This window comes from Pseudosporangium ferrugineum (assembly GCF_003002065.1).
Taxonomy (GTDB): Bacteria; Actinomycetota; Actinomycetes; order Mycobacteriales; family Micromonosporaceae; genus Actinoplanes; species Actinoplanes ferrugineus_A.
Genome location: NZ_PVZG01000012.1, coordinates 103460 through 130255, shown reverse-complemented (window position 1 = coordinate 130255; position 26796 = coordinate 103460). Strand labels below are relative to the sequence as shown.

General features: G+C 74.9%; 25 protein-coding genes. 12 read left to right on the top strand and 13 right to left on the bottom strand.

Features of this window, described 5'->3' with window-relative positions; all coding sequences use genetic code 11:
- The first annotated feature begins 18 nt into the window (after positions 1 to 18).
- Positions 19 to 651, top strand: a complete 633-nt coding sequence (locus CLV70_RS24495; protein WP_106128930.1) for a hypothetical protein — start codon at positions 19 to 21, stop codon at positions 649 to 651.
- Between the two features lie 61 nt (positions 652 to 712).
- Here the strand turns inward: CLV70_RS24495 and CLV70_RS39810 are convergent, their stop codons facing one another.
- Positions 713 to 1141 carry a hypothetical protein gene (locus CLV70_RS39810; protein ID WP_158277816.1) on the bottom strand — a complete coding sequence of 143 codons (429 nt, stop codon included), beginning with the start codon at positions 1139 to 1141 and terminating at the stop codon, positions 713 to 715.
- A 169-nt stretch (positions 1142 to 1310) separates the two neighbouring features.
- On the opposite strand from CLV70_RS39810, the gene CLV70_RS24485 reads away from it, so the two are divergent.
- Both CLV70_RS24485 and CLV70_RS24480 read left to right on the top strand, forming a co-directional pair.
- Positions 1311 to 3026: a protein kinase domain-containing protein gene (locus CLV70_RS24485; protein ID WP_158277815.1), complete on the top strand. Its 1716-nt coding sequence runs from the start codon at positions 1311 to 1313 to the stop codon at positions 3024 to 3026.
- Complete coding sequence (locus CLV70_RS24480) at positions 3023 to 3613, top strand: FHA domain-containing protein (protein ID WP_106128927.1); 591 nt, start codon at positions 3023 to 3025, stop codon at positions 3611 to 3613. The genes CLV70_RS24485 and CLV70_RS24480 overlap by 4 nt, the downstream gene beginning before the upstream one ends.
- Positions 3614 to 3620: 7 nt before the next feature.
- Here the strand turns inward: CLV70_RS24480 and CLV70_RS24475 are convergent, their stop codons facing one another.
- Together CLV70_RS24475 and CLV70_RS24470 are read right to left on the bottom strand one after the other, a co-directional pair.
- Complete coding sequence (locus CLV70_RS24475) at positions 3621 to 4292, bottom strand: response regulator (RefSeq protein ID WP_106128926.1); 672 nt, start codon at positions 4290 to 4292, stop codon at positions 3621 to 3623.
- Entirely contained in the window at positions 4289 to 5398 is a 1110-nt protein-coding gene (locus CLV70_RS24470) for a sensor histidine kinase (RefSeq protein ID WP_106129056.1), read from the bottom strand. Before CLV70_RS24470 ends, CLV70_RS24475 begins: the two co-directional genes overlap by 4 nt.
- Positions 5399 to 5532: 134 nt before the next feature.
- On the opposite strand from CLV70_RS24470, the gene CLV70_RS24465 reads away from it, so the two are divergent.
- The gene (locus tag CLV70_RS24465) at positions 5533 to 6162 is read left to right on the top strand and encodes a helix-turn-helix transcriptional regulator (protein ID WP_106128925.1); all 630 of its coding nucleotides are present in this window, start codon (positions 5533 to 5535) and stop codon (positions 6160 to 6162) included.
- Between the two features lie 48 nt (positions 6163 to 6210).
- The gene (locus tag CLV70_RS24460) at positions 6211 to 7221 is read left to right on the top strand and encodes a LacI family DNA-binding transcriptional regulator (protein ID WP_106128924.1); all 1011 of its coding nucleotides are present in this window, start codon (positions 6211 to 6213) and stop codon (positions 7219 to 7221) included.
- Here CLV70_RS24460 and CLV70_RS24455 read toward each other — a convergent pair.
- From CLV70_RS24455 to CLV70_RS24445, 3 genes are all read right to left on the bottom strand, one after another.
- Positions 7218 to 8096: an enoyl-CoA hydratase/isomerase family protein gene (locus CLV70_RS24455; RefSeq protein WP_146164142.1), complete on the bottom strand. Its 879-nt coding sequence runs from the start codon at positions 8094 to 8096 to the stop codon at positions 7218 to 7220. The genes CLV70_RS24460 and CLV70_RS24455 overlap by 4 nt on opposite strands.
- 121 nt (positions 8097 to 8217) lie before the next feature.
- Positions 8218 to 9630, bottom strand: a complete 1413-nt coding sequence (locus CLV70_RS24450) for a serine/threonine-protein kinase (RefSeq protein ID WP_146164141.1) — start codon at positions 9628 to 9630, stop codon at positions 8218 to 8220.
- A gap of 10 nt (positions 9631 to 9640) precedes the next feature.
- Complete coding sequence (locus CLV70_RS24445; protein ID WP_245908432.1) at positions 9641 to 11089, bottom strand: MDR family MFS transporter; 1449 nt, start codon at positions 11087 to 11089, stop codon at positions 9641 to 9643.
- A 196-nt stretch (positions 11090 to 11285) separates the two neighbouring features.
- On the opposite strand from CLV70_RS24445, the gene CLV70_RS24440 reads away from it, so the two are divergent.
- From CLV70_RS24440 to CLV70_RS24425, 4 genes are all read left to right on the top strand, one after another.
- Positions 11286 to 11999, top strand: a complete 714-nt coding sequence (locus tag CLV70_RS24440) for a hypothetical protein (RefSeq protein WP_106128921.1) — start codon at positions 11286 to 11288, stop codon at positions 11997 to 11999.
- 148 nt (positions 12000 to 12147) lie between these two features.
- Complete coding sequence (locus CLV70_RS24435; RefSeq protein ID WP_146164140.1) at positions 12148 to 13392, top strand: hypothetical protein; 1245 nt, start codon at positions 12148 to 12150, stop codon at positions 13390 to 13392.
- Positions 13389 to 14486, top strand: a complete 1098-nt coding sequence (gene pstS, locus CLV70_RS24430; protein WP_245908431.1) for a phosphate ABC transporter substrate-binding protein PstS — start codon at positions 13389 to 13391, stop codon at positions 14484 to 14486. Before CLV70_RS24435 ends, pstS begins: the two co-directional genes overlap by 4 nt.
- Before the next feature lie 102 nt (positions 14487 to 14588).
- Entirely contained in the window at positions 14589 to 15272 is a 684-nt protein-coding gene (locus CLV70_RS24425) for a TetR/AcrR family transcriptional regulator (RefSeq protein ID WP_106128919.1), read from the top strand.
- Positions 15273 to 15401: 129 nt separating this feature from the next.
- Here CLV70_RS24425 and CLV70_RS24420 read toward each other — a convergent pair whose 3' ends face one another.
- The 3 genes from CLV70_RS24420 to CLV70_RS24410 all read right to left on the bottom strand — a co-directional run bounded on the left by CLV70_RS24420 (position 15402) and on the right by CLV70_RS24410 (position 18039).
- Positions 15402 to 16112, bottom strand: a complete 711-nt coding sequence (locus CLV70_RS24420) for a hypothetical protein (protein ID WP_106128918.1) — start codon at positions 16110 to 16112, stop codon at positions 15402 to 15404.
- A 9-nt stretch (positions 16113 to 16121) separates the two neighbouring features.
- On the bottom strand, positions 16122 to 16778 hold the full coding sequence (locus CLV70_RS24415) for a DUF6230 family protein (RefSeq protein WP_211303865.1): 657 nt from the start codon (positions 16776 to 16778) through the stop codon (positions 16122 to 16124).
- A 94-nt stretch (positions 16779 to 16872) separates the two neighbouring features.
- The gene (locus CLV70_RS24410; protein WP_106128917.1) at positions 16873 to 18039 is read right to left on the bottom strand and encodes a PucR family transcriptional regulator; all 1167 of its coding nucleotides are present in this window, start codon (positions 18037 to 18039) and stop codon (positions 16873 to 16875) included.
- Positions 18040 to 18163: 124 nt separating this feature from the next.
- Here CLV70_RS24410 and CLV70_RS24405 point away from each other — a divergent pair, with 124 nt between their 5' ends.
- Both CLV70_RS24405 and CLV70_RS24400 read left to right on the top strand, forming a co-directional pair.
- The gene (locus tag CLV70_RS24405) at positions 18164 to 19429 is read left to right on the top strand and encodes a YncE family protein (RefSeq protein WP_425440213.1); all 1266 of its coding nucleotides are present in this window, start codon (positions 18164 to 18166) and stop codon (positions 19427 to 19429) included.
- 42 nt (positions 19430 to 19471) lie between these two features.
- Complete coding sequence (locus tag CLV70_RS24400; protein WP_106128916.1) at positions 19472 to 20722, top strand: FAD-binding protein; 1251 nt, start codon at positions 19472 to 19474, stop codon at positions 20720 to 20722.
- A 1-nt stretch (position 20723) separates the two neighbouring features.
- On the opposite strand, the gene CLV70_RS24395 is transcribed toward CLV70_RS24400, so the two are convergent.
- Genes CLV70_RS24395 through CLV70_RS24380 form a run of 4 tightly spaced genes read right to left on the bottom strand, consistent with a single transcriptional unit; the run spans position 20724 to position 25485 of the window.
- Complete coding sequence (locus CLV70_RS24395; RefSeq protein ID WP_146164139.1) at positions 20724 to 22346, bottom strand: PP2C family protein-serine/threonine phosphatase; 1623 nt, start codon at positions 22344 to 22346, stop codon at positions 20724 to 20726.
- A gap of 42 nt (positions 22347 to 22388) precedes the next feature.
- Positions 22389 to 23177: a maleylpyruvate isomerase N-terminal domain-containing protein gene (locus tag CLV70_RS24390; RefSeq protein ID WP_106128914.1), complete on the bottom strand. Its 789-nt coding sequence runs from the start codon at positions 23175 to 23177 to the stop codon at positions 22389 to 22391.
- 40 nt (positions 23178 to 23217) lie between these two features.
- Positions 23218 to 24402 (bottom strand): fatty acid desaturase family protein, encoded by a 1185-nt coding sequence (locus CLV70_RS24385; RefSeq protein WP_106128913.1) that lies wholly within the window; start codon positions 24400 to 24402, stop codon positions 23218 to 23220.
- 9 nt (positions 24403 to 24411) lie between these two features.
- On the bottom strand, positions 24412 to 25485 hold the full coding sequence (locus CLV70_RS24380; RefSeq protein ID WP_106129051.1) for a ferredoxin reductase: 1074 nt from the start codon (positions 25483 to 25485) through the stop codon (positions 24412 to 24414).
- A 109-nt stretch (positions 25486 to 25594) separates the two neighbouring features.
- On the opposite strand from CLV70_RS24380, the gene CLV70_RS24375 reads away from it, so the two are divergent.
- Positions 25595 to 26788, top strand: a complete 1194-nt coding sequence (locus CLV70_RS24375) for an RsbRD N-terminal domain-containing protein (protein WP_106129050.1) — start codon at positions 25595 to 25597, stop codon at positions 26786 to 26788.
- Positions 26789 to 26796: the final 8 nt, after the last annotated feature.

Sequence of the window (26796 nt, the reverse complement as noted above, 5' to 3'; positions counted from 1 at the left end):
TCGGGTATAACCGGGCGCATGCACAATGAAGCGCTCGTGGGCCTGCTGGACGAGCTGGCCGGCACCGAAGTGTCCGTCGCCGCCGGCGTGGTGACGGTCGGCGTGCCGGCCATCGGTGACGCCGTCCGGGTCGCGATGCGCGACGTGCTCGGCTTCGAACAGATCATCGTGCCGACCGGCGCGCCGGGCCTCGAGCTGGGCATCCGGCGCGGCCACGAGGAGCTGCCGCTGATCGTCACCGTCGACGACGTGGCGTTCATGCCCGCGTACGCGGCCGACATGCTCGTGCCCGGCGCCCGCCTCGAGGTGCCCGCCATGCCGCATATGGTGATGTATTCGGAGATGCACCGCGACGTCCGGGCCCTCGGCCGGGCGATCGACGACGAGGACCTCGACCTGGACCTCGGCACGCTGGCGGCCACCCTGCTCGTGCACCGCTGCTTCCTGGCCGGCGCGGTGCGGGTCGGCCTCTGGCCCGTCCGGGTCGCCGCCTGGTGGGAGTACATGTGGGCCCGGGTCGGTGCCCGGCTGCCGCTCGACCCGTTCCGGCCGGACCCGGTGTGGGACAGGCTGATGGCCGACGTGACCGAGGCCCGCCGGCTCAGCGCCCAGCCGGCCCACCGGGACCAGGAGGTGTCCCGGGGATCCTGACGCGCCGGCCCGGCGTCGCCCTGATCCGCGGGACGGGTCCCCGGTCCCGGTCCCCCGTGGGTCAGCAGACGGTGCTGGTCGAGCCCCCGGTCGAGTTCAGGTAGCCGGTGACGTGCGTGCAGTGTGCGGCGGTGTTGGCGGGGGCGCCCCACAGCTCGGCGCGGGTGGTGTTGTTCAGCTCGCCGACGCCGTAGTCCGAGCCGCTGTCGGAGTGGTCGATGACGTGGACGTACAGGTCCCACTTGCTGTGCGTGGCGCGGTACTGCTCCCACACGTAGATGTACGCGTAGTTGTACCCGCACCCGTAGTACTGCTTCACCGACGCGGCCTCCATGCCGCCGACGGTGAGCACCCGCGTGGTGCCGATCTGGCGGACGCTGGAGCAGCTCGGCGGGGTGCTCGCCAACGCCGGTGCGGCGTTGACCAGGGTGGCCACCCCGGCGGCGGCCAGGGCGACCGCGCCGGAGAGCGTACGGCGGAGCATGGACATCGGGTTCCCTTCGTCGAATCCGTTGTGCCGCACCAGAAAACCAGCCAGACCGGCGGCCGGACAGGTGCCGGTCCGGCCACCGTTCCCTCCCCTCGGGCCCCGCCGCGCCCTCGGTATCATCGATGGCCGCCGACGCCCGCACGGGCGCCGGGAGCACGGGGGAGAAGCCTTGGAGAGCACCGCCGGCCCGGGCCTGGACCTCGGCGTGCCGGGGTGCCGCGACGCCGTCGAGGTGGGCCGCGGCGGCTTCGGCGTCGTCTACCGGGCCCGGCAGCCCGCGTACTCCCGGACCGTGGCGGTCAAGCTGCTCGCCGCGGACCGCCTCGACCGCGCCGCCCGGCGCCGCTTCGAGCGGGAGGTGCAGGCGATGGGCCGGCTCTCCGGCCACCCGCACATCGTCACCGTGCACCAGGCCGGGTTCACCGCCGGCGGCAACCCGTACCTGCTGATGGCGTACGAGGAGGGCGGTTCCCTGGCCGGCCGGGGACCCGCGGCGGCGTGGCCCGCGGCCGTCGCCGGTGGCATCGCGATCGCCGGCGCCCTGGAGAGCGCGCACCGCGCCGGGGTCCTGCACCGCGACGTCAAACCCGAGAACATCCTGATCTCCCGGTACGGCGACCCGAAACTGGCCGACTTCGGCCTGGCCCGCCCGGTCCGCCGCGACACCCCGCCGCCGAGCACGGTCACCGCGACGCTCCTGCACGCCGCCCCCGAGGTGCTGCGCGGCGACCCGGCGACGGTCGCGTCCGACGTCTACTCCCTCGCCTCGACGCTGTTCTGGTGGCTGTCGGGGCGCACCGCGTTCGCCGCCGCGCCGGGCGAGCGGGCCGGGGAGACCATCGCCCGGATCGCCGCGGCCCCGGTGCCGGATCTGCGGGATCACGGCGTACCCGGGCCGGTGTGCGCGGTGATCGAGCGCGCGATGGCGAAGGATCCGGCAGCCCGCTCGGCCACCGCGGACCGGTTCGCCGAGGAGCTGCGGGAGGCGCAGCGACAGGAGGGGCAGCCCGTCACCCCGCTGCTGGTGGACGATCCGGACGGCGACGGTGCGCAGGCGGCGCCCGCGGGGCCGGCGGCCGGCTTCCGGGCAGCCGGGGGATTCTCGGCCACGGTGGCCGGCGCCGCGCCGCGGACGCCGGCCCCGGCCCGGGCCGGCGGTGCGGTGCTCGCGCTGGCCGCCACCCTCGCGCTCGCCGGAGGATCCGCCACCGTCGCGGCCCCGCGCCTCGCGGCCGGCCCGGTCGACTTCGGCGGCCAGGAGATCAGCGGCCCGGGCGCCGAGCACCCGGTCACCGTCCGCAACGACGGCACCCGGCCGGCGCTGATCCGCGCGGTGAGCCTGGACGGGCCGGACTTCCGGATCGTCGCGGACGGCTGCGGCGGTCACACCCTCGCCGCCGGCGCCGGCTGCGAGGTCCGCGTCGCGTTCACCCCGGCCGGCACCGGACCGCGCCGGGCCACGCTGCGGCTGCCCGGCCGTACGGTCGACGTCGCCGGCTCCGGGCTGCTGTCGTACGCGACCGACGACGACCCGCCGCCGGGACCCTGCTACGCCGACGCGTACCAGGTCGGCCGGTCGGCGTACGGCTACGCCGGCGGGCAGAAGGTGATCTCCGTGAAGCAGTACTGGTCGCCGGGCTGCCGCAAGGTCATGGCGTACACCTGGGTCTGGAAGCAGTATCGCGACAACGCCGGTCCGCGCGGCACCTGGTCGGTGGCCCTGGGCATCGCGGGCCACGGCGACCGGGTCCGCTCGGCCGGTCAGCCGCTGGAGCTGTGGACCGAGCCGGTGACGCCCGCCGGCTGCACCCGGGCCGCCGTCACGATGACCGGCACCGGCGTGCCCGGCCCGCTCGACGTGGCCACCGGCGGTCACTGCCCATGACCTACCTGGAGGTGCACCAGGCGGGCGCCGTACGCCTGGTCCCGCTGACCGCCGGCCCGGTGACGATCGGCCGCTCGCCGGCCAACGAGCTGACCCTGGCCGGCGACCGGGTCTCCCGGCTGCACGCGGTCGTGGAACCTTTCCCGGCCGGCTGGTCGATCCGCGACCTGGGCAGCACCAACGGCACCACGGTCAACGGCGCGCGGCTGCGCCAGGCCCGGCAGTTGCGCCCCGGCGACCGCATCGAGATCGGCCCGGCCCGGCTGCTCTTCCACGCACCGCGCGGGCACCCCGCGACGGAGACGGTCAGCGCCGAGCCGGCCGAGCCCCCGCCGCCGCTGACCCGCCGCGAGCGCGACGTGCTGGACCTGCTCTGCGCGCCGTACACGACCGGCGGTGCCGCCTTTCCGGAGCCGCCGTCGGTGCGGGAGCTGGCCGCCCGGCTGGGGCTGTCGGACAGCGCCGTGAAGAAGCACCTGACGCGCCTGTACGACAAGTTCGGGCTCACCACCAACGCCGACCGCCGCCGGGCCCGGCTCGCGGCCGAGGCGGTCCGGCGCGGGGTCTGCGCGGCCCGCGACGCCTGACGGGCCGCTACCGGTCGCCCGGCGCGGGCACCACCAGGCCGCTCTCGTACGCCACCACCACCGCCTGTGCCCGGCTGGTCAGCCGCAGCTTGGCCATCATCCGCTTGACGTGGGTCTTCACCGTGGCCTCGCTGAGCACCAGCCGCTCGGCGATCTGGGCGTTGCTCAGGCCGTTGCCGACCAGCCCCAGCACCTCGGTCTCCCGCGCGGTCAGGGCGCCCAGGTGCGGGGCCGGGACCTTGGTGCGGTGCTGCCGGGCGTACGTCTCCACCAGCCGGTGGGTTATCCGCGGCGCCAGCAGGATGTCGCCGGCGGCGATGGTGTGGATCGCCGCGATGATCCGCTGCGGCGGGGTGTCCTTGAGCAGGAAGCCCGACGCGCCCTCGCCGAGCGCGGTGTAGACGTACTCGTCGAGGTCGAAGGTGGTCAGCACGACGACGTGCGGCCGGTGGTCGCCGGGCGCGGCCAGGATCCGCCGGGTGGCGCCGATGCCGTCGAGGACCGGCATCCGGATGTCCATGAGCACCACGTCGGGGCGGGTCCGCTCGGTCATCGTGACCGCCTCGGCGCCGTCGCACGCCTCACCGGCGACCTCGAGGCCCGGCGCCGCCCGCAGCAGCGCCGTCAGCCCGGCGCGGATCAGCGCCTGGTCGTCCACGACGAGAACCCGGATCGTCATCGCAGCTCGTCCGTCGGCAGGCGGAGCAGCACGGTGAAACCACCTTCCTCGCGGGGACCGGCGGTGAGGACGCCGCCGTACAACTCGGCGCGCTCGCGCATGCCGCGGATGCCGTGCGCGGCCGCCGCTTCGTCGAACGGACGCCCCGAGGCGCCGTCGTCGCTGACCTTCACCGTCAGCATGTGGGCGCCGTAGTCGATCTCGACGCGCGCGCGGGCCGGCCCGGCATGCTTGAGTACGTTCGTCAGAGATTCCTGGATCATCCTGTACGCGCACAGCTCCGCCCCCGCCGGCAGCTCCCGGCACTGCCCGGTGACCACCAGCGCGACCTCCAGCCCGGCGCCGCGGATCCGGTTCACCAGCTCTGGCACCTGGGTGAGCCCCGGCTGCGGCGCGTACTCCGACGCGTCGCCGTGGTCCACGTGCAGGACGTCGAGCAGCCGGCGCATGTCGAGCAGGGCCGCGCGGCTGGCGTCGCCGACCGTGGCGATCGCGATCTTCGCCGTGGCCGGGTCGGCGTCGATGACGTACTCGGCGACGCCGGCCTGCAACGAGATCACGGACATGTGGTGGGTGACGATGTCGTGCAGCTCGCGGGCGATCCGGACCCGTTCCCTGCTCACCGCCTGGGCGGCCTGCGCCGCGAGCCGCTCGGTGCGGGTCGCCCAGTGCCGGGTGCCCTCGCCGAGGACCCACGCCCCCACCAGGAGCAGCCCGACCTGTGCCACCTGCGACACCACGAACGACTGGCCGGTCTGCTCGAAGGCGACCGAGGTCACCACCATCGCGAGCACGAAGATCAGCGTGGCGGCGACCCGGGACCGCAGCGTCGCGACGGTGAACATCACCACGAGCATGCCCACGCCGTTGTTGGGCAGGTCGTTGTAGATCACGCTGGCCGCACCCAGCGCTCCCAGGACGACCAGGGCGACCACGATCGGCAGCCGCTGACGCAGCGCCAGGGGCGCGGCGCTCAGCACGGCCAGCCCGACCGACGCCGGGGTCACCGCGGCGTCCGGCCGGCCCACCAAAGTGGCCAGGGTGAGGCCGGTCAGAACCGTCGCGAGCAGCACATCCATGAACAGCGGCTTAAGGGGGGTCCGCACGGTGCACACCCTAGCCGGGTCCCGGTCATGCACTCGTCTTCCGCGAGGGGTATCCCCGGCTACCCCCAGCGGGGTAGTGCGGAGCCCGCGGTAGGAGGACGACGGACGTGCATGCGCTCGCTAGCGTCGTCGGCATGACCGGGGGACGCCTGTACGTCGCGGTACGCGCCGCCGACCCGTTGAGCCGGGCCGGGCTGGCCGCGCTCCTGCGCGCCGGCTCCCCCCTCGCGGTGCTCGGCGAGGGGGAGGAGAAGCGCGCCGACGTGCTCGTGGTCGCGGCCGGCGCGCTCAACGCCGAGCTGGCCGGGCTGCTCAGCCGTACGGCCCGCGAGGTCGGCCTGCCGGTGGTCCTGATCGCCGACGACCTCTCGCCGGACGACCTGCTGACGGTGGTGCGCTACCGGGTGATGTCGGTGGTGCCGCGCCGCTTCGTGTCGGCCGAGGTGCTGACCCGCTGCGTGACCGCGGTGGCCGCCGGGGGCGGGGTCATGCCGCCCGACCTGGTGGGCGGCCTGCTTCAGCACGTCGACCGGCTGCAACGGGACCTGCGGGAGACCGCGCCCGCCGTGACGGGCGGCCTCACCGAGCGCGAGGTCGAGATCCTCCGGCTGATCGCCGACGGCCTGGACACCAACGAGATCGCCGAGGCGCTGAGCTATTCCACGCGCACGGTCAAGAACATCATGTACGGCATCACCCACCGGCTCAACCTGCGCAACCGGCCGCACGCGGTCGCGTACGCGGTGCGCGCCGGACTCATCTGAGCGCGCCGGTTGTAAGTTGTGTTCGGCGTGAGTGGGAGGTGCGGCGCGATGACGGCGGAACGGAGCCGGTCCAGTGGACGACCGACCCTGGACCAGGTCGCCTCCCTGGCCGGGGTGGGCCGCGGCACGGTGTCCCGGGTCGTGAACGGCTCGGCCCAGGTCAGCCCCCAGGCGAAGGCCGCGGTGGAGACCGCCATCGCCGAGCTGGGCTACGTGCCGAACCGGGCCGCGCGCACCCTGGTCACCCAGCGCACCGACTCGATCGCGCTGGTCATCTTCGAGTCCGGCCAGCGGTTCTTCACCGAGCCCTTCTTCGGCCGGATCGTGCAGGCCATCTCGTCCGGGCTGGTCGACCGCGGCCTGCAGATGGTGCTGATGATCGCCCAGGCGCCGCACGAGCGGCAGCGGCTCGAGGGCTACCTCACCCGCCAGCACGTCGACGGCGTCCTGCTGCTGTCCCTGCACGGCACCGACGCGCTGCCGGCCAAACTGGAGCAGCGCGGCGTGGCCACCGTGCGCGCCGGGCGCCCCACCAATCCGGAGCCGGGGTGCTACGTCGACGCCGACAACCGGGGCGGGGCGCGGGACGCCGTCGCGTACCTGCGCCGCCAGGGCCGGCAACGGATCGCCACCATCACCGGCCCGCTCGACATGGCGGCGGGCATCGCCCGCCTCGACGGCTTCCTCGACGTGGTCGGCACCGGCCCGATCGCCCACGGCGACTTCAGCGAGGAGAGCGGCGCGGCGGCGATGGCCTCGCTGCTCGAACGCCACCCGGACCTCGACGCCGTCTTCGCCGCCTCCGACATGATGGCCGCGGGCGCGATGCGCGTCCTGCGCGAACACGGCCGCCGCGTGCCGCACGACGTGGCGGTGATCGGCTTCGACGACTCGGTGATCGCCCGCCACACCGACCCGCCACTGACCACAGTGCACCAGCCGATCGAGCAGATGGGCCAGGAGATGGTCCGCCTCCTCCTCGCCAAGATCGACGGCGCGGACCACCCGTCGGACCCGATCGTGCTCAGCACCAGCCTCGTGGTCCGCCGCTCCGCCTAGCCTCGGGCTGCCGCCAGGAGCGCCTCGAACTTCTCGGTCTCCAGGTCGAGGGCGGCGTCCAGGTCGAGCCGGACGCTCTCGCGGGCGACGCGGTAGATCGTCCGTACGGCGTCCGCCGACGGCCCGGACAGCAGCGTGAGCCGCGCCGGGTCCACGTCGCGCAGCAGGCCGTCCGCGTCGGTCTGCTCCGGGAGGCCGCCGGGGATCTCGTATCCCGGGCGCTCCCAGCGCTGCCGGTACGGCCGCTCCTGACCGAGCACCCACCGCCGGGCCGCGGACAGGACCGCCTCCCGCGTCGGCGCCAGCTCGTCGACGAGGCCGATCTCCGCCGCCGTCGCCGCGCTCAGGTGCTCGCCCGGCGCCAGGACCCGGGTGAAGGCGCGGGTGACGCCGAGGGCGCGGACCGAGCGGACCAGGCCTCCGCAGGCGGGCAGGATCCGCCACGTCACCTCGGGCAGGCCGTACACGACGTGCGGCGCGTCGAGGCCGACCCGGTGGTGGGTGCTGAGGGCGATCTCGAAGCCGCCGCCCAGGGCGCTGCCGACCAGCGCGGCGGCGACCGGGACCCCGAGCCGCTCCAGCCGCCTCAGATTCGCCTTGATGGGACGCTGCAATTGGTAGGCGCGGGCCAGCTCCTCGTCGGGCACCTCGTCCTCGAAGACGTCGTCGCCGCTGAAGAAGGACCGCTTGGCCGACGTCAGCACCACGCCCCGGGCGCCGTCGCGTTCGAGCTCGTCCAGCACCGCCGACAGGCCGTCGTGGAAGCCCTGGTTCATCCGGTTCCCGACCCGGCCCGGGTGGTCGAAGGTCACGGTGAGCACGCCGTCGTCGTCGCGTACCCAGCGCACCGGGCCGGCCTGCGGTGTTCCGTCCATGTCGGTCACTCCTCCGCCGCCCGGGGATGCCACCGAGCACGAGAACACGAAACGGCGGAGCCCGCCGTTTCCTGCCGAGCACGATACGGCGGGCCCCGCCACTTGGCAACGGTGCGCAGCCCTACAGTCCGGCGGCGCGGTCCAGGTCGTCGAGGCGGGAACGCAGGACGGCGGCGCGCTCGCGCTCGACGCTGCCCTCGCCGGCGCGGGCCTCCACCTTGGTGGCCAGGTCGGTGAGGCGGGCCTCGACGCCGGCCGCGTCCGGGCCGTCCAGCGTCCGGGCCACGTTGAGCAGGTCGGTGGCGACGTCGGAGCGGATCTCCCCGGTCGCGCGGCCGTCCTCGACCGCGCTCCGGAAGCGGGTCACCGCGTCGTCGAAGTCGAGCCGGGCGGGGGCGGGCCGCGTCGTCGCGGCGGTGGCCCGCCCCGGCGCGCCCGTGGTCCCCGCCGGTGCGGCGGTGGTCCGCCCCGGCGCGGTGGTGGCCCGGGCGGACGGGCGCTCCGGCGCCGGCGAGGGGGACGGCGACGCGGCCGACGGCGGTGGCACGACGGCCGGCGGGGCCACCGCGGGTGGCGCCGCCCGCTCGCTCCCCGGCCCGCCGTCGCGGGTGCCGAGGATCAGCGCCGCCACGCCCGCGAGCAGGACCGCGGCGAGACCGGCCGGAACGGCGATCCGGCGGCGGGCGGCGTGCCGGGGCGACGGCGGCTCGTCGGCGAGCGGTGCCAGCCGGTCGCCCACCTCCTCGGCGGTCGGGCGCAGCCCCGGCTCGTCGGCGAGGCAGTCGGCGACCAGGGCGCGGAACTCGGCCGGCACCTCGTGCGGGAGCCGGGACGGGCCGCGCAGGCGTGCCGCCTCCAGTTCCTCCCAGGTGTCCACGGGGTACGGCGGCTGCCCGGTGACCATCTCGAACAGCAGCACGCCCAGGCCGTACACGTCGGTGGTGGGCTCCGCGGGCTTGCCGTCGAGGCGTTCCGGCGCCACGTACGCCGGGGTGCCGAACGTCGCGCCGGTCTCGTCGTCGTCCGGTTCGCCGGTGATCGCGCTGATCCCGAAGTCGAGGATCTTGACGCCGGCCGGGGTGAGCATGACGTTGCCCGGCTTGATGTCGCGGTGCACGACCCCGCTCGCGTGCGCCGCGGCGAGCGCGCCGGCGACCGCCCCGCCCACCCGCGCCGCCTCCCGCCACGTCAGCGGCGCCCGCTCGACCCGGGCGGCCAGGGTCTCGCCGGTGAGCAGCTCCATCACCACGAACGGGGCGACCGAGCCGTCGGGGCGTACCGCGCCGTTGTAGTCGTGCACCACCGCGATGCCCGGATGCGCCGGGCGGGCCGCCATCCGGGCCTCCTTCCAGGCCAGGTGCAGCGCCTCCGCGCTGGTCGCGGTGCCTCCGGTGGGCAGTTTCAGCGCCACCGGCCGCTCGAGCAGCTCGTCACGGGCACGCCAGATGTCCGCCATGCCGCCGGACTCCAGCCTTGTGACCAGGCGATAGCGGTGGGCCAGCAGGTCGCCCGCGGCCGGCCAGTCAGGGGTCACCCAGGAACACTCACCCACGCCGTACGGGGGTGTCAACCGCACGGGCCTCGGGCTCCGCGGCCGCGCCGGGCTCCGGCCGGTCACCGCGCGGCATCGCCGAGACCATCACGATCATGAGTACGGCGACGAGCGTCAGCCCGATGGCGATGTCGTGCACGGCGGCGGCCAGGCGTGCCGGGTCGGCGGTGTCCGAGCCGATCCGCGCGTTGGCGATCGCGCCGAACACCGCCACGCCCAGCGAGCTGCCGAGCGAGCGCAGGAAGAGGTTGTTGGCGGTCACCACCCCGCGTTCCTGCCAGCCCACACTGGACTGGGCGGCGACCAGCGTCGGCGGCGCGGTCAGGCCCATGCCGAGCCCGATGACCAGGCAGTACGCCCCCACCTCCAGCACGCTGGAGTCGCGCCCGAGCAGCAGCAGGAGCGCCGTGCCGGCCAGCACCACCGTGGCACCGATCAGCGCGCATCCGCGGAAGCCCAGCCGCAGGTAGACCCGGCCCGACAGGCTCGCGGTCAGCGGCCAGCCCAGCAGCAGGGTGGCCAGCGCGAACCCGGCGACGAGCGGGCCGGTGCCGAGCACGACCTGCACGTACGTGGGCACGTACGAGGTGAGGCCCAGCAGGATCGCACCCACCCCGGCCGACGTCAGGCCGCTGAAGACCAGGAGCCGGCGCCGGAACACCCACAGCGGCAGCACGGGTTCGCCGGCGCCGCGCTCGGCGAAGCCGAACGCCACGAGCAGGACCACCCCGGCGCCGAGCACCGCGATGCTCGCGGGGGAGCTCCACGCCCAGGCCTGCCCGCCCTCGAGAACGCCGAGGATCAGCAGGGTCAGCCCGGTGGTGAGCAGCACGGTGCCCCGGTAGTCGATCACCGGCCGGCCCCGGTCGACCCGCTCGTGGAACCGCCGCACGATCATCAGGGCGGCCGCCGCGCACAGCGGGATGTTGATGAAGAAGATCCACCGCCAGGAGACCCACTCGCTGAACACGCCGCCCAGCGTGGGTCCGACGACCGACGAGACGCCCCAGACGCCGGCGAGGTAGCCCTGCACCCGGGCGCGTTCCTCGACCGTGTAGATGTCGCCGATCATGGTGACGGTGGTCGGCATGACGGCCCCGGCGCCGAGGCCCTGCACCACCCGGAACAGGATCAGCACCCACACGTTCCAGGCCACGCCGCACCCGATCGAGCCGAGCAGGAACAGGGCGATGCCCCACAGCACGATCGGCTTGCGGCCGAACAGGTCGGACAGCTTGCCGTAGACCGGCACCGAGACCGCCTGCGCCAGCAGGTAGATGGAGAACAGCCAGGGAAACTCGGCGAACCCGCCGATGTCCGCCACGATGGAGGGTACGGCGGTCGCGATGATCGTCGAGTCGATCGCCACCAGCGCGGTCGAGAGCATGACCGCGGCCAGCACCGGCCCTCGCCGCGAGCGCAGTCCGATTCCGTCAGCCACGACCCCACGTAACCACGCCCGGCCGCGCACCGCCCGCGCTGCGGCCCGGGTGTGACGCCCGCCGCTCTCGCGCGGCGGGCCGGGCCGGGGTCGCCCGCGAGGGCCGGGGCGCGGCCCGGCGCCGGGCCGGCGTGGGAGCGATCTTGGGGGCGGGCCCGGCGGTTGCGGGCGGGACGGGTGGTGACACCATTCCCCCATGCGTTCGGCGTTCCCGGAGCCGTACGGGCCGTCCCGCCCGCACCCCGCGATCTTCGTACCCCCGCGCCGGCCCCGGACCGGCGGACCCACGCGCCCGGCACCCGGCCTGACCTGGGCCGAGAGGCGCTGCGACGAGGTCGTCACCCCACCGGTACGGGCCACCCTGTGGCGCTTCGTCCGCGGGACGGCGCACCTGCTGCACCCCGGCGCGGCGACCCCCGACGAGCCGGCGCGGCTGACCGGCCTCAACGACCGCCGCGGTGCCGGCGTGAAGATCGGGATGCTCGGCACCGACACCGGCCGCGTGTGCCTGGTGCTCCGCGCCCACCTCGCCGAGCCGCCCGCCGGCCCGGCCCGCCCGTGGCGCCACGGCCTCGGCGTGCCGGGGGTACGCCCGGGCGCCGTCGTCGTCTCCGGCGTCGACCAGGTCGCCCCGGCGGACGTGGCCCCGCTGCTCACCGAGGAACCGTCGCCGCACGTGTGGCCGTGGCTCGTGGTGCGGGCCGCGGTACGCGACGCGACGGGCACCCTGGCGGTCGACCCGGGCGACGGCCTGCTGCGCCCGGTGCTCGACTTCGTGGTGCTGCCGCTCGCCGGCCCGCACCCGCCGGGGGAGCGCCCGGTGCGCTGCCCGGCCTGCGACCGCGGCCGCGTCCGCCGCTACGCGGCCTTCGACCTCTGCCCCGACTGCGCCTGGACGGCCACCGCCTGACGGGCTGCCCGGCGGCCCGGCCGGGAGGGGCCGGGGAACACTGCGTGAACGGCGCCCGGCCGGCTCATGAAGTGGTGCGGCCGATCGTCCCGATAGGACGGTGTCCGCGCCGGTTTGGCCGCATGCCGTCCCGCCCTACCGTGACGGCGTGCCCCCACGCTCCGACACGCCGGCGGTCCTCCGGCGCCGGGCCACGGCCGTCGTGGTCGTCGCCGCCGCGCTGCTCACCACCCTCACCGCCGCCATGGTGGCGGCGCGGGCGCAGGTCCGGGCCATCGGCGACGCCGCCGCCCCGCAGGCCGCCACCGCCGCCGACCTCTACTTCGCCCTCAGCGACCTCGACGCCCAGGTGGCCCGGATGGTGCTCATCGGCGGGGACGACGCCCGGGCCGGCAGCCGCATCGACGCGCTGGGCACGTACGACCGGCGCAGCGAGCAGGTCGACGCCGATCTGCGGCGGGTCCTGGGCGTCGCCGGCCCCGCCGACGAGGCCGTGGTCAGGCGGTTGCTCGACGGGCTCGCCGTCTACCGGCAACGGGTGGGGCAGGCGCTGACCGCCGCGGCCCGCCCGGACGCCCAGGGCGCCTACACGCAGGCGACCAACGTGCTCCACCTCGAGCTGCTCCCGGCCGCCGCGGAGCTGCGCGACCGCAGCGAGGAACGGCTCGGCGACGCGTACGCGACCGGCCTGCGCACCGAGATCGCCGGGGTGACCGTCGCGGTCCTGCTCGGCGGGGCGCTGCTCGTGCTGCTCGTGCGGCTTCAGGTCTTCCTCACCCGTACGTTCCGCCGGCTGGTCAATCCCGCCCTGCTGGCCGCGACCGTGGCGGTCCTCGGCCTCGCCGCCGGCGCCGCGACCGTGCTCGTGGCGCAGGGGGAGTGCCTGCGCGCCGCCCGCACCGAGAGCCTCTCGCCCTTCCTGGCGCTGTCCCGGGCGCGGGCGGTGAGCTACGACGCCGCCGCCGACACCGGCCGGGCCCTGCTCGGCGCCGACCCGGGCCACTACGACCGCGAGTTCGCCCGCAAGTCGGCGCTGCTCACCGGCGACCGCGACGGCCTCGCCGCGCTCTCCGGCAGCGCCGAGCTGGCCGAACGCTGGCTCGGCTACCGGCGCGACCACCAGCGCATCGTCGCCCTGGCCGGCGCGGGCCGGCGCGCCGAGGCGGTGGCCGGCCTGACCGGGCTGCGCCGCGGCGACGCCGCCTTCGACTTCTACGCGTTCGACACGGCGGTCAGCGCGGTCGCCGCCCGCCACGACCGCGACTTCGGCCGGGAGGTCGCCCGCGCCGGCCGGCTGCTGCGCGGCTGGACGGTCATCCCGGCCGCCGCGGCGGGACTGGTGATCCTGCTCGCGCCGCTCGGCGTCCGCGCGCGGCTGGCGGAGTACCGGTGAGGGCCCGGCGCAGGCCGGCGACCGGCACCACGGCCCGGCGCGCGATGGCGGCCGGCGTCGTCGTGATGCTGCTCGCGGCGTGCGGCACGGCCGGTCCCGCCCCCGCGGTGGACGGTGGCGCGGGGATCGACTGCGCCGCGGGCTCGATCGCCGGCCGGGGTTCCTCGGCGCAGACCACCGCGATGCACCTGTGGATCAAGCGCTACCAGGTCGCGTGCCCCGAGGCGTCGATCGCGTACGAGAGCACCGGATCGGGCGCCGGGGTGGCCCGCTTCCTCGCCGGCGACGGGGACTTCGCCGGCTCCGACGCGCCCCTGTCGCCGCGGGACCGCGCGCGGGCCGTGGCGCGGTGCGGCGGCCCGGTGCTGCACCTGCCGATGGTGGCGGGCCCGATCGCGGTGGTCCACAACGTGGCCGGGTCCGGCGGCCTGCGGCTGCGCCCGGCGACCCTGGCCCGGATCTTCGCCGGGACGGTCACCGTGTGGAACGATCCGGCCGTCGCGGCGGACAACCCCGGTGCCGTGCTGCCGGCCACCCCCATCCGTACGGTGCACCGCTCCGACGGCTCCGGCACCACCGCGAACTTCACCGCGTTCCTCGCCGCCACGGCACCCGCGCAGTGGCGGGCCGGCTCCGGCTCCCGCTGGCCGGCCCGGGGCGGGACGGCGGTGCAGGGCAGCGACGGGGTGGCGGAGGCGGTCGCCCGGACCGACGGCGCGATCGGGTACGTCGAGCGCTCGTACGCGGACGTCCACCACCTCACGACGGCCCGGGTCGGCAACGGCGCGGGGGAGTTCGCCGGCCTGACCGACGAGGCGGTCGCGCTCACGGTGGGCGGTGCACGGGTCGGCGACGCCCTGCGGCTGGACGTCGACTACGCGACCCGGGCGGCCGGGGCGTACCCGATCGTGCTGGTGACGTACGAGATCGTCTGCCGGGACGGCACCCGTCCGGCGGCGGTCGCCCTGCTCGGCGGCTTCCTGCGGTACGCGGCCGGCGAGGCCGGGCAGCGCGACGCGGCGGAGCTGGGCTACGCGCCCCTCCCGGCGGCCCTGCGCGCCCGGGTCACCGCCGCGGCGGGCGCCCTGACCTGAGCCGCGGGCTGCGGAGGTGGGTGGCCTCGCGCGTACGGTAGCCGGGTGAGCATCGCCATGACCGCCGCCGCGGGCGACCGCGGGGACGGGGACTGATCGGCCATGGTCGCGGAACGGGACCGCCTTCCCGGCTCGCGCGCCGCCGCTGACCCGGGGCGGCTGCCCCGCGGGCGCCACGACCTGCCGCGCGAGTTCGTCTCCCGGACCCAGCGTGACCGGCTCATCGACGCGATGGCCCGGGTGGTGGCGGAGAAGGGTTACGCCAGCGCCTCGCTGACCGACGTGTGCGCCGCCGCGGGCGTGTCGACGCGGGCGTTCTACGAGCACTTCGCCGACAAGGAGGCCTGCCTGCTCGCCGCCTTCGACCTGGGCGTGGAGCTGATGCAGCGGTCGGTCGCCGAGGCCTTCGCCCGGCCGGCACGGTGGCCGCAGCGCATCCACCGGGGCCTGGACACGCTGCTGCGGATCCTCGCCGCGGAGCCGGCGTTCGCGGTGCTCGCCGTCGTGGAGGTGCTGGCCGCCGGCCCACGCGTCCGGCAGCGGCGGCGGTCGCTGCTGGAGAGCTACGCCGGCTTCTTCGCCGTGGTGCCGAAACGCCCCGGCGGGCCGGCCGTCCCGCCGGGGGTGGTGGAGGCCGTCATCGCCGGGGTCTACGGCGTCATCTTCGACCTGGTGTCGACCGGGCGGGCGGCGGAGCTCCCGGACCGCCTGCCCGATCTCACCTACTTCGTCCTCGTCCCGTTCCTCGGCCCCGCCGCCGCGGCCCGCGTGGCCGCCTCCGGCTGAGCCCCGCGGCCCGCCCGCCGCCGGCCGTGCGGGCCGGCTCAAGGCCGCCCGGCGGCCACGCGGGCCGGCTCAAGGCCGGGCTCCGCTGAGGCCGGCCACGCCAGCCGGCTCAGGGCCGAGCGCGGGCGCTCATCCCTCGGGCGGGGTGACCACTGTGCCGTCGGTGACCGTGATCTGCTGGGCCGCGTCGGTCGTGTCGGTGACCGCGTACCGGGCGCGGAACGTCGCCGACGTGGCGCCGGTGGGGCAGGTCAGGCCGCCGGTCACCCGGATCGGCAGGCTGACCCCGGCGGAGAAGTCGAGCACCGGTGCGCTGGTGTCCGTACCGTCGATCCAGGGTCCGCTGATCGATGCCGGGCCGTTCGGGGCGACCGTCACCGTGCACGAGGCGAGGCCCGAGATGGTGGTGACCACGCCCGCGGTGGGGATGGTCATCGTGCCCGTCGAGCCGGCCGGGTCGTACTGCAGGCCGATCGTCCAGTCGCCGTTGGTGTTGTTGGAGACCGTGCGCGCGGTCGTGAACAGCACGTTGGTGGGGCAGTTGTTCCCGTTGTTGCTGAACGTGGCCGGGGTCAGGGCGGAGACCACCGGGCCGTCCGCGCTGGTGTTGCCCGGCTCGTCCGGCACCTGGCCGGTGTTGCCCGACCGGTTGCAGGTGACCGTGGTGCTGCCGACCACGAAGGTGGCGGTCGTCCCGCTCACCAGGGAGGCCGTGTACGCGTGCCCGGCGGGCCCCACGGTGGTGCCCGGCGCGAGCGCGAGGGCGGGTGCAGCGGGCAGCGCGCCGAGGCCGAGGCCGAGGGCGGCGGCGACGACGCCGGTACGGCGGAGGTGTCGCATCTCAACTCCTTAGAAGCACTCGTCCTTGCCCCAGTGCAGGGCCAGCTTGAGGTTGCGCAGGTTGAACTCGCCGGCCGAGGTGGACCAGGCGACCTGCTTCAGGTTGGTGATCGTGACCTTGTCGGCCTGCTGGCTGAAGAAGCCCTCGCGGCGCTGCGCCTTCTCGCCCGGGTCGTTCTCCGGGCCCTTGTCCAGGGTGGACGCGTCGCGGCCGATCTCGATCTGTTCGAACTTGGCGTTGCCGTCGAGCTGGGACATGTCGACGACCATGTTCTTGGCGGTCACCGGCTGGCCGCCGGTGCCGGCCCGGATGACCAGGCTGACCGAGCCGAAGTCGCCGAGGTCGGTGACGACGGACTGGCACAGGTTGGTGAGGGTGGCGGTCTTCATGGCCGAGACCGCGACGGGCTCGGGCTGCTGCGACTGCGGGTCGCTGCCGGGCTCGATGCGGGCGTCGACCGTGCCGTACTGGATGAAGCCGGTGGCCACGAGCTCGTCGGCGCTGACCTTGAACTGCTGTCCGGAGACGACGAACGTCGCCGCCAGCGCGCCTTGCGAGATCAGCGACACCACGCCGGCGGTGGCGACGGTGCTCAGTGCCATCACCACGCCGAAGCGACGCCAGTGGGTGCGGCCTTCCGGGGATGGGGGGCGGGGATCGGTCACCGTCGTCGCTCCTGTCCGGAGAGGATCCAGAAAAGCTGGTTTTTCTGGATGGACGGACGTTAACCCCGGCCCGGAAGCACCGTCAAGACATGAATCATCTTCGATGTACGCCGTCGCGCGCGGCCGGCCAGGATCGCAGCGCCCACCACCAGCGCACGGTGGCGAGCACGGTCAGCCGCTCGCCGAGCCCGGTGAGCTCCTGGAGGCGGCGCAGCCGGTAGCGGACCGTGTTGGGGTGCAGGTGCAGCGCCTCGGCGGTGCGGTCCAGGCGCTGGCCCTGGTCGAGATAGGCCAGCGCGGTGGTCACCAGGTTGTGGTGGAACTCGTCGCCCGGGTCGAGGGCGCCGAGCAGGTTCTCGCAGAGCAGCCCGGCCAGCATCGGCTGCGCCGCGAGCGCGGTCTCACCGGCCAGCATGACCACGTCGTGCATCCCGCTGAGCGACTCGCCGGCGGCGGCGTCCAGGGCCGTGCGGCACAGCCCGTACGCGGCCGGCGCCCGGTCCAGCGGCACGGCCGGGGTGGTCACCACCAGCGCGGCGGTCCCGGCGGGCAGGGCGGGCAGCCGCGGGGCCAGCCCGGCCAGCCGTCCCGCCACCGGGGCGACCACGCCGCCGCACCGCGCGAAGGCGTGCTCGAGCTGCCGCACCAGCGCCGGGTCGGCGGCGTCGGAGATCAGGCAGTGGTAGCGCCCGCCGGGACGCAACCCGAACCGGGCCGGGTCCGGCGCCGGACCCTCACCCTCCTCGCCCAGCAGCAGCCGGCGCAGCAGGGCGATCCGGGCGCCGCGGTGGTCGCGGCCCAGCTCCCGCTCGGCGGCCCGGTACGCGTCCACCACCCGCCGCTCCAGCCGGGTGCCGTACCGGTCGAGCCGGAGCAGGGCCGCCAGCATGACGTCGTCGGGCAGGCCCGCCGCGCGCCCCCGCTCGACGGCGACCTCCAGGATCCGGCTGCGGCCCGCGTGCACCCCGGAGAGCAGCGCCGCCACCGGTACGCCCAGCGCCGCCCGCTCCCGCCCGAACCGTTCCGCCTCGGCGAAGTCCGGCTCCCCGACGGCGGTGAACGCGGCGAACCCGGCGGCCAGCAGCGCGGCCACGTGCCGCCGGCTCTCCGCCCACGGCAGCCGCGCCACCTCGGCGGACTCGGCGCGGGCCGCGCGCACCACGTCGTCGACCAGCTGGGTGTCCCGGGCGAGGTCCTCCACCAGTGCCGTGAGGGCGTCCTCGCGCGGTTGTGGGCGGTGCACAACGGGCTGCTGCGGCATTGGTCCCCGTCCTCTACCGGCACGCGGAAATTCATTGTTCCCTATGCGTTACCGCAAAGTAACATCGCGGGACGCCCGGCGGAACCGCCCGGACCGCGCCCCGCCCGTCCGCCCGGGAGGCGTCGTGGGAGCTGCGTCCGTACCGAAGAGATCCCGGGCCCTGGTCGCCCTGCTGCTCGCGGGCGTGCTGGGCGGTGCACCGGTCGCCTCGGCCGGTCCCGCGCAGGCGGCGCCCGCCCTGCGCGAGGTCATGTTCGTGGGCAACAACTGGGACGGCACGGTCGACGTCATCGCGTCCCGCGGCGACTTCGCCAAGCTCGGCCGGATCAACGTCGTGCCGGACAAGACCGAGCGGCTGTGGGAGATCTACCTCAACCCGATCAAGCTGGCGTTCTACCTCGGCGTCCAGCTCGGCCCCGGCGAGGGCCACGACCAGCTCGTCGACGACATGTACACGACGCCGGACGGCACCGCGCTGGTGGTGTCGCGGCCCAGCTTCGCCGACGTGGTCTCGATCGATGTGGCCACCGGGGCGGTCCGCTGGCGCTTCCCGGTCTCCGGTTTCCGCGCGGACCACATGGCGGTCTCGCCCGACGGCCGGGCGGTCGCCGTGTCCGCCTCGACGTCGAACACCGTGCACGTGCTGGACATCGTGACCGGCCGGCAGCTCGGCTCGTTCACCGGCGGCGACAAGCCGCACGAGAACATCTACACCGACGGCGGCCGGTACCTGTGGAACATGTCGATCGGCGAGGTCAACACGTCGCTCGACGACCCCTCCGCCGACTGGACCAAGGGCGACCGGCACATCACGGTCGCCGACGCCCGGACCTTCCAGACGGTACGGACCATCGACATGCGTCCCCGCCTCGACGCGTTCGGGCGTGCCGACCTGTCCGACGCCGTCCGCCCCGCGGTCTTCACGCCGGACGAGTCGAAGCTCTACTTCCAGGTCTCCTTCTTCAACGGGCTGGTCGAGTACGACGTGGCCGGCGACCGGGTGACCCGGGTCAAGGAGCTGCCGAAGAACCCCGCCACCAGCGAGGACCGCACCACCTGGGTGAACGACTCGCGCCACCACGGCCTCTCGGTCAGCCCGGACGGCAGCAAGCTGTGCGTCGCCGGCACCATGGACGACTACGCCACGGTGGTGGACCGGGCCTCCCTCACCCCCGGGGAGCTGGTCACCGCGAGCAAGCCGTACTGGGCGACGGTCAGCGGCGACGGGCTGGACTGTGTGATCTCCGAATCCGGCGCCGACCGGGTGACGGCGATCAGCTTCGCGACCGGCCGCCGGGTCGTGTCGGTGCCGGTCGGCGACCACCCCCAGCGGGTACGGGTGGGGCACGTGCCCACCACCTGGACCCCGCCCCGATCTTGGAGATCTTGACGTCCGATGTCCCGCCCGGCGCATCCGTGATGTGCTGGACCCATGACAGACGAACGGGTGACCAACTGGGCGGGCAACATCGTCTTCGGAGCGCGCCGGCTGCACCGGCCGGCCTCCGTCGACCAGGTGCGGGAGCTCGTCGCGGCCGGCAACCCGGTCAAGGTGCTCGGCAGCGGGCACTCCTTCAACCGGATGGCCGACACCGGCGGTGACCTGATCTCGCTCGCCGGGCTGCCCCGGGTCGTCGAGATCGCCCCGGACCGCCGGTCGGTCCGGGTGGACGGCGGCATCCGCTACGGCGACCTCTTCGCCCGGCTGGACGCCGAGGGCCTCGCCCTGCACAACACGGCGTCGCTGCCGCACATCTCGGTGGCGGGAGCGGTCGCCACGGCGACCCACGGCTCCGGCGTCCGGCACGCGAACCTCGCCACCGCGGTCTCCGGCATCGAGCTGATCCGCGGCGACGGCGAACTGGTCACGCTGCGGCGCGACACCGACGGGGACCGCTTCGCCGGCGCGGTCGTGCACCTCGGCGCCCTCGGCGTGATCACGGCGCTCACCCTGGACGTGGAGCCCGCGTACGAGCTGCGGCAGTACGTCTACGACGATATTCCCCGCGCTTCGGTCGAGGCGTACCTGCCGGAGATGCTCGCGGACGGCTACAGCGTCAGCCTCTTCACCACCTGGACCGGTCCCGGCATCACCATGGCCTGGGTCAAGCGCCGCGACCCGATGCCCGCCGGCGACTGGTACGGCGCCCGCCGCGCCGACAGCCCGCGCCACCCGGTCCCCGGCATGCCGGCGCGCAACAGCACCGACCAGACGGGTGAGCCGGGGCCCTGGCACACCCGCCTGCCGCACTTCCGGATGGAGTTCACGCCGAGCAGCGGCGAGGAGCTCCAGTCCGAATATCACGTGCCCCGCGAGCGCGCCCTGGAAGCCGTCGACGCGGTGCGGGCGATCGGTGCGGACGTCGCGCCGGTCCTGCAGATCTGCGAGCTCCGCACGATCGCCGCCGACGAGCTGTGGCTGAGCCCGAACTACCGCCGCGACACGTTCGCCCTGCACTTCACGTGGATCGCCGACACCGCGGCGGTCCTGCCGGTGGTCGCGAAGCTGGAGCAGGCGCTCGCACCGCTGGACGCCCGCCCGCACTGGGGCAAGGTCTTCACGGCCGGCCCGGAGACCGTACGCGCCCGGTACGACCGCTTCCCCGACTTCGTGGCGCTCGCCCGGGAGTTCGATCCGCGCGGGATCTTCCGCAACCCCTGGCTCGACGAGCTGCTGGGCTGACTCAGGGCAGGTGGAGGCAGAGCACGGCGACGTCGTCGGGCAGCGGGCCGCCGGCGGTGAGGGTCGCCATCAGGTGGTCCCGTACGGCCGCCGGCCCGGTCTCGCCGCGCACTTGCTCCGCCGCCTCGGCGAGGCGCTTGAGGCCGGTGTCGAGGTGCTCGGCGCGGCGCTCGACGAGCCCATCGGTGTACCAGACGACGGTCGCCGCCGCCGGGACCAGCAGGCTCGCCTCCTCCCGGGCGCGCCGGGTGCGTACCCCCAGCGGCGCGCCCCGGCCGCCGGTGAGGAAGCGGACCCCGGTGGCCGTCAGGAGCAGCGGCGGCAGGTGACCGGCGCACACGTACCGCAGCATGCGGCTCGGCCCGTCGTAGTCGCCGTAGCCGAGCGACGTGCAGAACGCACCCGGCACGTCGGCGGCGACCCCGTCCAGCACCGTCGCCACCGCGGCGGGGGAGCCGGACGTGCGCGCCGCGACGCGCAGGGCGGTCTGGAGCCGGCCCATCGTCACCGCCGCCGGCAGGTCGTGGCCGACCACGTCGCCGACCGCGAAGGCGATCCGCCCGTCGCCGAGCCGGAACACGTCGTACCAGTCGCCGCCGACCTCGTTGCGCACCTCCGACGGCTGGTACGCCCCCGCCGCCCGGACCCCGGGCAGCCGCTCGGCCAGCACCGGCAGCAACGCCGTCTGCAGCCGGTGCGCCGCCTCGTGGTCCCGTTCGAAGTCCGCCGCCCGGGCCCGCTCGTCCTCGCGCTCCCGGGCGGTCACCGCCAGGGCCCACGCGGTCAGCACGGTGACGGCGACGAAGACCTGGAGGGTGGCGGCGGCGAGCCACGGATCGCCGAGATCGCGCCACGGTCCCCGGCCGGCGGCGGAGACGACGTTCGCGGTCACCGCCAGCGCCACGCCGCTCAGCGTCAGGGCCGGGACCCCGCGGCGTACGGCGACCCAGAACAGCACCGGGATCGGCAGGAACAGCAGCGGTACGTGCAGCGGCCAGAATCCGGCCACCGTCACCGCCGAGGTCGCCAGGGCGGCGAGCAGGAGGCCGCCGGTACGCCGCCCGGCGCGCGAGCCGTGCCAGGCGAGCACGGCGCTGCCGACGGTCAGCACGCCCACCGCGTCGCCGGCCCAGAACGGCAGGAAGAGGCTCGCCCACTCGGCGCCGCGGCCCACCGCCACCGTGGTCGCGCCGATCAGCGCCCCGGCGAGCGGGCCGGCCAGCACGCAGCAGGCGACGAACGCGACCACGCCGGGGCGGCGGGTGAGGTCGGGTGTGCTGCGGGCGTACCGTCGCAGCAGCACCGCGCCCAGCACCGGCTCGGCGGTGTTCGCCAGGGCGAAACCCGCCGCGAAGCGGAATTCCCAGCCGTGCAGGACGTCGACCGTGACCTCGATGAGGGCGACCGTGAGCAGGATGGCCGGCCAGCGGCCCGTCCGGGACAGCACGAGGGCCGCCGACGTCACCCCCGCCGACGCGAAGAAGACGGGGGCGGTGTCGGCGGTCCCGAGCAGCGTCCACGCGAGCAGCGCGCCGGTCGTGTAGCCCAGCGCGACCCACAGCACCACCCGCCGCACAGGGTCCAGCTTCGACGGTGGCCCCCGGCCGGACAAGGCCCCGGTCATCAGCCGGACGCAGGTCGGCACGGCCGGGGCCGCCGGGCGGGATCAGTAGCCGGGGAAGACCGCGCGCAGCTCGTCGAGGGTGACGTTGCCGGTGACCGCGACGCCGGCCGGGGTGAACTTCGGCGTCAGCCGCCCGGAGAGCAGGCGCACGGCGGCCTCCGCCGGCCCGGTGAAGGTCGCGGTCGCGGGCAACTCCTCGGTGGTGAGCCGGACCTGCTCGTCGAGGACGACGCGGTACGGCGTGCCGGCGATCTCGAGCACGACGGGCCGGCCCACCTCGCCCGGCTTGCCCACGAAGCCGAGCAGGAAGCCGAGGCCGCCGGCGAGGTGCTCGGCCGCCACCAGCCCGGCCGGCTCGGTGAGGCCCGCCGCCGGGTCGAGGCCCGCGCGCACGTCCCAGACGTGGTTGACCACCTCGTTCAGCCGCAGGCCGGCGTACGAGGCGAAGGGCACGGGCTCCGGCAGGAAGCCGAGCTTGACCCGGAGCTCGTCGTGGCGCTCGGCGGGCACCGCCTCCAGCGCGGTGACCAGCGCGGTGTCGGACTCCAGCCAGCCGGCGGCCTGCTCCCGCGGGCCGAGCGCGTTCCACCGGTCCCACACGCTCTGGTTGAACCCCGGACCCGGCGGCTCCGCCTCGCCGAGCGCCGCCCGCAGGTCCCGCAGCGCGATCTCGGCGCCGCTGCCCAGGTGCGACAGCACGTCGGCGACCGTCCACTCGGACGCGCCGGACGGGCCGGAGAGCTGCTCGGGGGTGAGTCCGGGAACGGTGCCGGCGAGCGTGTCGTGCTCGCTGCGCAGGGCCGCGATCGTGCGGCCGGCGAGGGTCGTCATGGTCAAGAGCCTAGTACGCCCCGCGCCGGCCGTGCCGGGCTCAGGAGCCGGCGGGCTTGGGCTGCGCGCGCTGCCAGCGGGCCACCGGCTCGGCCGCCGGGTCGATCACCTTGCGGGGCGGGCGTACGGACGCCGGGCCGCGGTTGGGCAGCGACAGCCGGAACACCTTGGCCCACGCCGAGGCGACCTGCTTCGGCAGCGGGCCGGTGGTGTAGCGCAGGTCGTACTTGTCGAACAGGGCCCGCACCCGGGGGGCGATCTCCGCGTAGCGGTTGCTCGGCAGGTCGGGGAAGAGGTGGTGCTCGATCTGGTGCGACAGGTTGCCGGTCATGATGTGCATCAGCTTGCTGCCGCTGATGTTCGCCGAGCCCAGCATCTGGCGCAGGTACCACTCGCCGCGGGTCTCGCCCTCGATCGAGGTGCGCTCGAAGGTCTCGACGCCGTTCGGGAAGTGGCCGCACATGATGACCGAGTGGGTCCACAGGTTGCGGACCAGGTTGGCGGTGGCGTTGGCGGCGATCGTGTGCAGGAACGACGGGCCGGACAGCGCCGGGTGCAGGATGTAGTCCTTGAGCACCTGCTTGCCGATCTTCTTGCGGACCTCCTTCAGGCGGGCCCGGAATTCCGGCGAGCGGCGGCGCTTCTTCGTCTTGAGGTTGCGGCCCAGCTCCAGGTCGTACGCGGCGATGCCGTACTCGAAGAAGCAGGCGTTGACGAAGTTCCACAGCGGCTGGCCCAGGTAGACCGGGTGCCACGGCTGGTCCTCGTCGACGCGCATGATGCCGTAGCCGAGGTCGTTGTCGCGGCCGACCACGTTCGTGTACGTGTGGTGCAGCTCGTTGTGCGAGTGCTTCCACTGCTCGGACGGCGACGCGTTGTCCCACTCCCACGCGGTGGAGTGGATCTTCGGGTCGCGCATCCAGTCCCACTGGCCGTGCATGATGTTGTGGCCGATCTCCATGTTCTCCAGGATCTTGGCCACCGACAGCCCGGCCGTGCCCACCAGCCACGCCGGCGGGAACAGCGAGAACAGCAGGACCGCGCGGCTGCTCAGCTCCAGGCGCCGCTGCACGGCGATGACCCGCCGGATGTACTTCGCGTCGCGCTCGCCGCGGCTCTCCACGATCTCGTCGCGGATCGCGTCGAGCTCGATGCCGATCTGCTCGATGTCCTCGGGGGTCAGGTGCGCGATCGGGTTGACGTTCTTGCGCTGCAGTGTGGTCACGGTGGTTCCTTACAGATCGATGCGGCAGGGGCCGGCGGCGGCGTTGATGCAGGTCTGGACGGCGATGGTGTCGCCGGGCTCGGCGACGGTGAGGGAGCCGTCGCGCAGGTCACGCACGGCGCCCTCGCGCAGCGGCAGCACGCACTTGAAGCAGATGCCCATGCGGCAGCCCGAGGGCATCAGCACCCCCGCGGCCTCGCCGGCGTCCAGCAGCGGTTGCCCGCCGCCGGCCACGACCGTTTTTCCGGTACGGGTGAAGGTCACGTCCCCGCCCCCGGCGCCGTCGGGGATCACGGTCGGCCGGAACCGCTCGGTGCGCAGCCGCGCCCGCTCGCCGGCCTGCTCCCAGTGCTCCTCGAGGTCGTCGAGCAGCTCGTTCGGGCCGCACGCCCACGTCTCCCGCTCGAACAGGTCGGGCACCAGCTCGTCGAGGTCGGCGGGCTTGATCCGGCCGTCGGTGCCGGTGTGCCGCTCGATCAGGCGCAGGTGGCCCCGGGCGGCGAGCTCGCGCAGGTCGGCGCCGAAGACCACGTCCGCGGGGGTGCGCGCGGAGTGCACGACGACGACGTCGGCCAGCTCGGACAGGCGGCTGCGCAGCATGCCCATGACCGGGGTGATGCCGCTGCCCGCGGTGACGAAGAGCGCCTTCGCCGGCGCCGTGGCGGGCAGGGTGAACTCGCCCGCCGGCACGTCGAGGTGGAGGATCTGCCCGGCCCGCGCGTGCCGTACGAGGTGGGTGCTGACCGCGCCGCCGGGTATCCGGTTGACGGTGACGGTGAACCGGTGGTCGTCGCGGCGGGGCGCGCTGGTCACCGAGTACGAGCGCCAGAGCCGGACGCCGTCGACGTCCACGCCGAGCCGCACGTACTGCCCGGGGGTGAACGGGCGCCACCCGCGCCCCGGCCGCAGGGTCAGCGTGACGCTGTTCGCGGTCTCCGGCCGGACCCCGGCGATCCGGGCCCGCAGCACCGTCGGATTGCGGAGCGGGGCGACCGCGTCGAGATAGTCGGCGGGGACGAGCGGTGTCGTGATCAGTTCGACGACTCGCCAGGCCCCCGACCGCAGGGTCTGCGTGACTGCCATCATTCAAGGGTGCTGTGTCGGGAGAACGAATGCCTGACCTGTCGAAGTGAATCCCCCGGGCGTTATTGTTCGCTGGGTACAAGTATTGGCCGTCAAACGCGGGGTGGACATGGACGAGGCGCTGTCCGGGGTGAATGATTTCCGGCTTTCCGAGGACATCGTCGCGCCGCTGCGCCAGCGGCTGCCCGACGTCGCGGTGCAGACGATCGCCGCCATCACGGCCACGGTCCCGGCGTACGCGGAGGCGTTCGCGGGGGAGCTGGGCGCCAAGATCGAGCGGGCGGTCCGGGCGGCCCTCGGCGCGTTCCTGCACCTGGTCTCCCGCTCGGCGCCGGACCCCGGTGCGCCGCTGGGCCCGGCGATCGAGGCCGCGTACGCCCTGGGCCGCGGCGAGGCCCGCTCCGGCCGCAGCCTGGACGCGCTGCTGGCGGCGTACCGGGTCGGCGCCCGGGTGGCCTGGCGCGAGCTCGCCGCGATCAGCGTCGCCACCGGCCAGCCCGCGCACACCATCGCCCGCTTCGCCGAGCTGGTGTTCGCGTACATCGACGAGCTGTCGGCGGCCAGCGTGGCCGGGCACGCGGACGAGCTGGCCTCCTCCGGCCGGGCCCGCCGCCGCCAGCTGGAGCTGCTCGCCCAGGCCCTGGCCACCGGCGAGCCGGCCGACGTGGTCATCGCCGCGGCGGAGCGCGCGGAATGGGCACCACCGCAGAGCCTGACCGCGGTCCTGGTGCCCGGGCACGCCGTCCGGCCGGTCGCGGACCTGCTCGACCCGCGCACCCTCGAGGTCGCCGAGGCGGCCCCCGACCTGCCGGAGACCTCGGTGCTGCTGGTGCCCGACGCGCACGGGCCGTCGCGGGCGCACCTGCTGCGGGTGCTGGCCGGCCGGGGCGCGGTGGTCGGCCCGGCGCGCCCGTGGCTGCGGACCCGGGAGTCGGTGACCCGGGCGATCCGGGTGGACCGGCTCGGCGCCGGCGGGACCGGCCCGGCGGCCGTCGACACCGAGGAGCACCTGCTGGCCCTGGTCGTGACCGCGGACCCGCCGGCCCTGGCGGACCTGCGCGAACGGGCGCTGGCGCCGCTGGCCGAGGAGCGCGACGCGACCGCGGCGAAGCTGGTCGAGACCCTGCGCAGCTGGCTGCTGCACCAGGGCCGCCGCGAGGACGTGGCGGCGGAGCTGTTCGTGCACCCGCAGACGGTCCGCTACCGCATGTCGCGCCTGCGCGAGCTGTACGGCGACCGCCTCAAGGACCCGCAGTGGCTGCTCCTGCTGACCGTGGCGCTGGCCGTCCCGTCGGGAGAGTGACGCTGAGT

What these genes read in the sequence shown, in the direction of transcription:
- CLV70_RS24395 (WP_146164139.1), bottom strand. Translation starts at nt 22,346, where the DNA reads ATGACCGGGGCCTTGTCCGGCCGGGGGCCACCGTCGAAGCTGGACCCT.
- CLV70_RS24465 (WP_106128925.1), top strand. Translation starts at nt 5,533, where the DNA reads ATGACCGGGGGACGCCTGTACGTCGCGGTACGCGCCGCCGACCCGTTG.
- CLV70_RS24495 (WP_106128930.1), top strand. Translation starts at nt 19, where the DNA reads ATGCACAATGAAGCGCTCGTGGGCCTGCTGGACGAGCTGGCCGGCACC.
- CLV70_RS24455 (WP_146164142.1), bottom strand. Translation starts at nt 8,096, where the DNA reads ATGGACGGAACACCGCAGGCCGGCCCGGTGCGCTGGGTACGCGACGAC.
- CLV70_RS24410 (WP_106128917.1), bottom strand. Translation starts at nt 18,039, where the DNA reads ATGCCGCAGCAGCCCGTTGTGCACCGCCCACAACCGCGCGAGGACGCC.
- CLV70_RS24425 (WP_106128919.1), top strand. Translation starts at nt 14,589, where the DNA reads ATGGTCGCGGAACGGGACCGCCTTCCCGGCTCGCGCGCCGCCGCTGAC.
- CLV70_RS24390 (WP_106128914.1), bottom strand. Translation starts at nt 23,177, where the DNA reads ATGACGACCCTCGCCGGCCGCACGATCGCGGCCCTGCGCAGCGAGCAC.
- CLV70_RS24475 (WP_106128926.1), bottom strand. Translation starts at nt 4,292, where the DNA reads ATGACGATCCGGGTTCTCGTCGTGGACGACCAGGCGCTGATCCGCGCC.
- CLV70_RS24400 (WP_106128916.1), top strand. Translation starts at nt 19,472, where the DNA reads ATGACAGACGAACGGGTGACCAACTGGGCGGGCAACATCGTCTTCGGA.
- CLV70_RS24440 (WP_106128921.1), top strand. Translation starts at nt 11,286, where the DNA reads ATGCGTTCGGCGTTCCCGGAGCCGTACGGGCCGTCCCGCCCGCACCCC.
- CLV70_RS24380 (WP_106129051.1), bottom strand. Translation starts at nt 25,485, where the DNA reads ATGGCAGTCACGCAGACCCTGCGGTCGGGGGCCTGGCGAGTCGTCGAA.
- CLV70_RS24460 (WP_106128924.1), top strand. Translation starts at nt 6,211, where the DNA reads ATGACGGCGGAACGGAGCCGGTCCAGTGGACGACCGACCCTGGACCAG.
- CLV70_RS39810 (WP_158277816.1), bottom strand. Translation starts at nt 1,141, where the DNA reads ATGTCCATGCTCCGCCGTACGCTCTCCGGCGCGGTCGCCCTGGCCGCC.
- CLV70_RS24375 (WP_106129050.1), top strand. Translation starts at nt 25,595, where the DNA reads ATGGACGAGGCGCTGTCCGGGGTGAATGATTTCCGGCTTTCCGAGGAC.
- CLV70_RS24480 (WP_106128927.1), top strand. Translation starts at nt 3,023, where the DNA reads ATGACCTACCTGGAGGTGCACCAGGCGGGCGCCGTACGCCTGGTCCCG.
- CLV70_RS24420 (WP_106128918.1), bottom strand. Translation starts at nt 16,112, where the DNA reads ATGCGACACCTCCGCCGTACCGGCGTCGTCGCCGCCGCCCTCGGCCTC.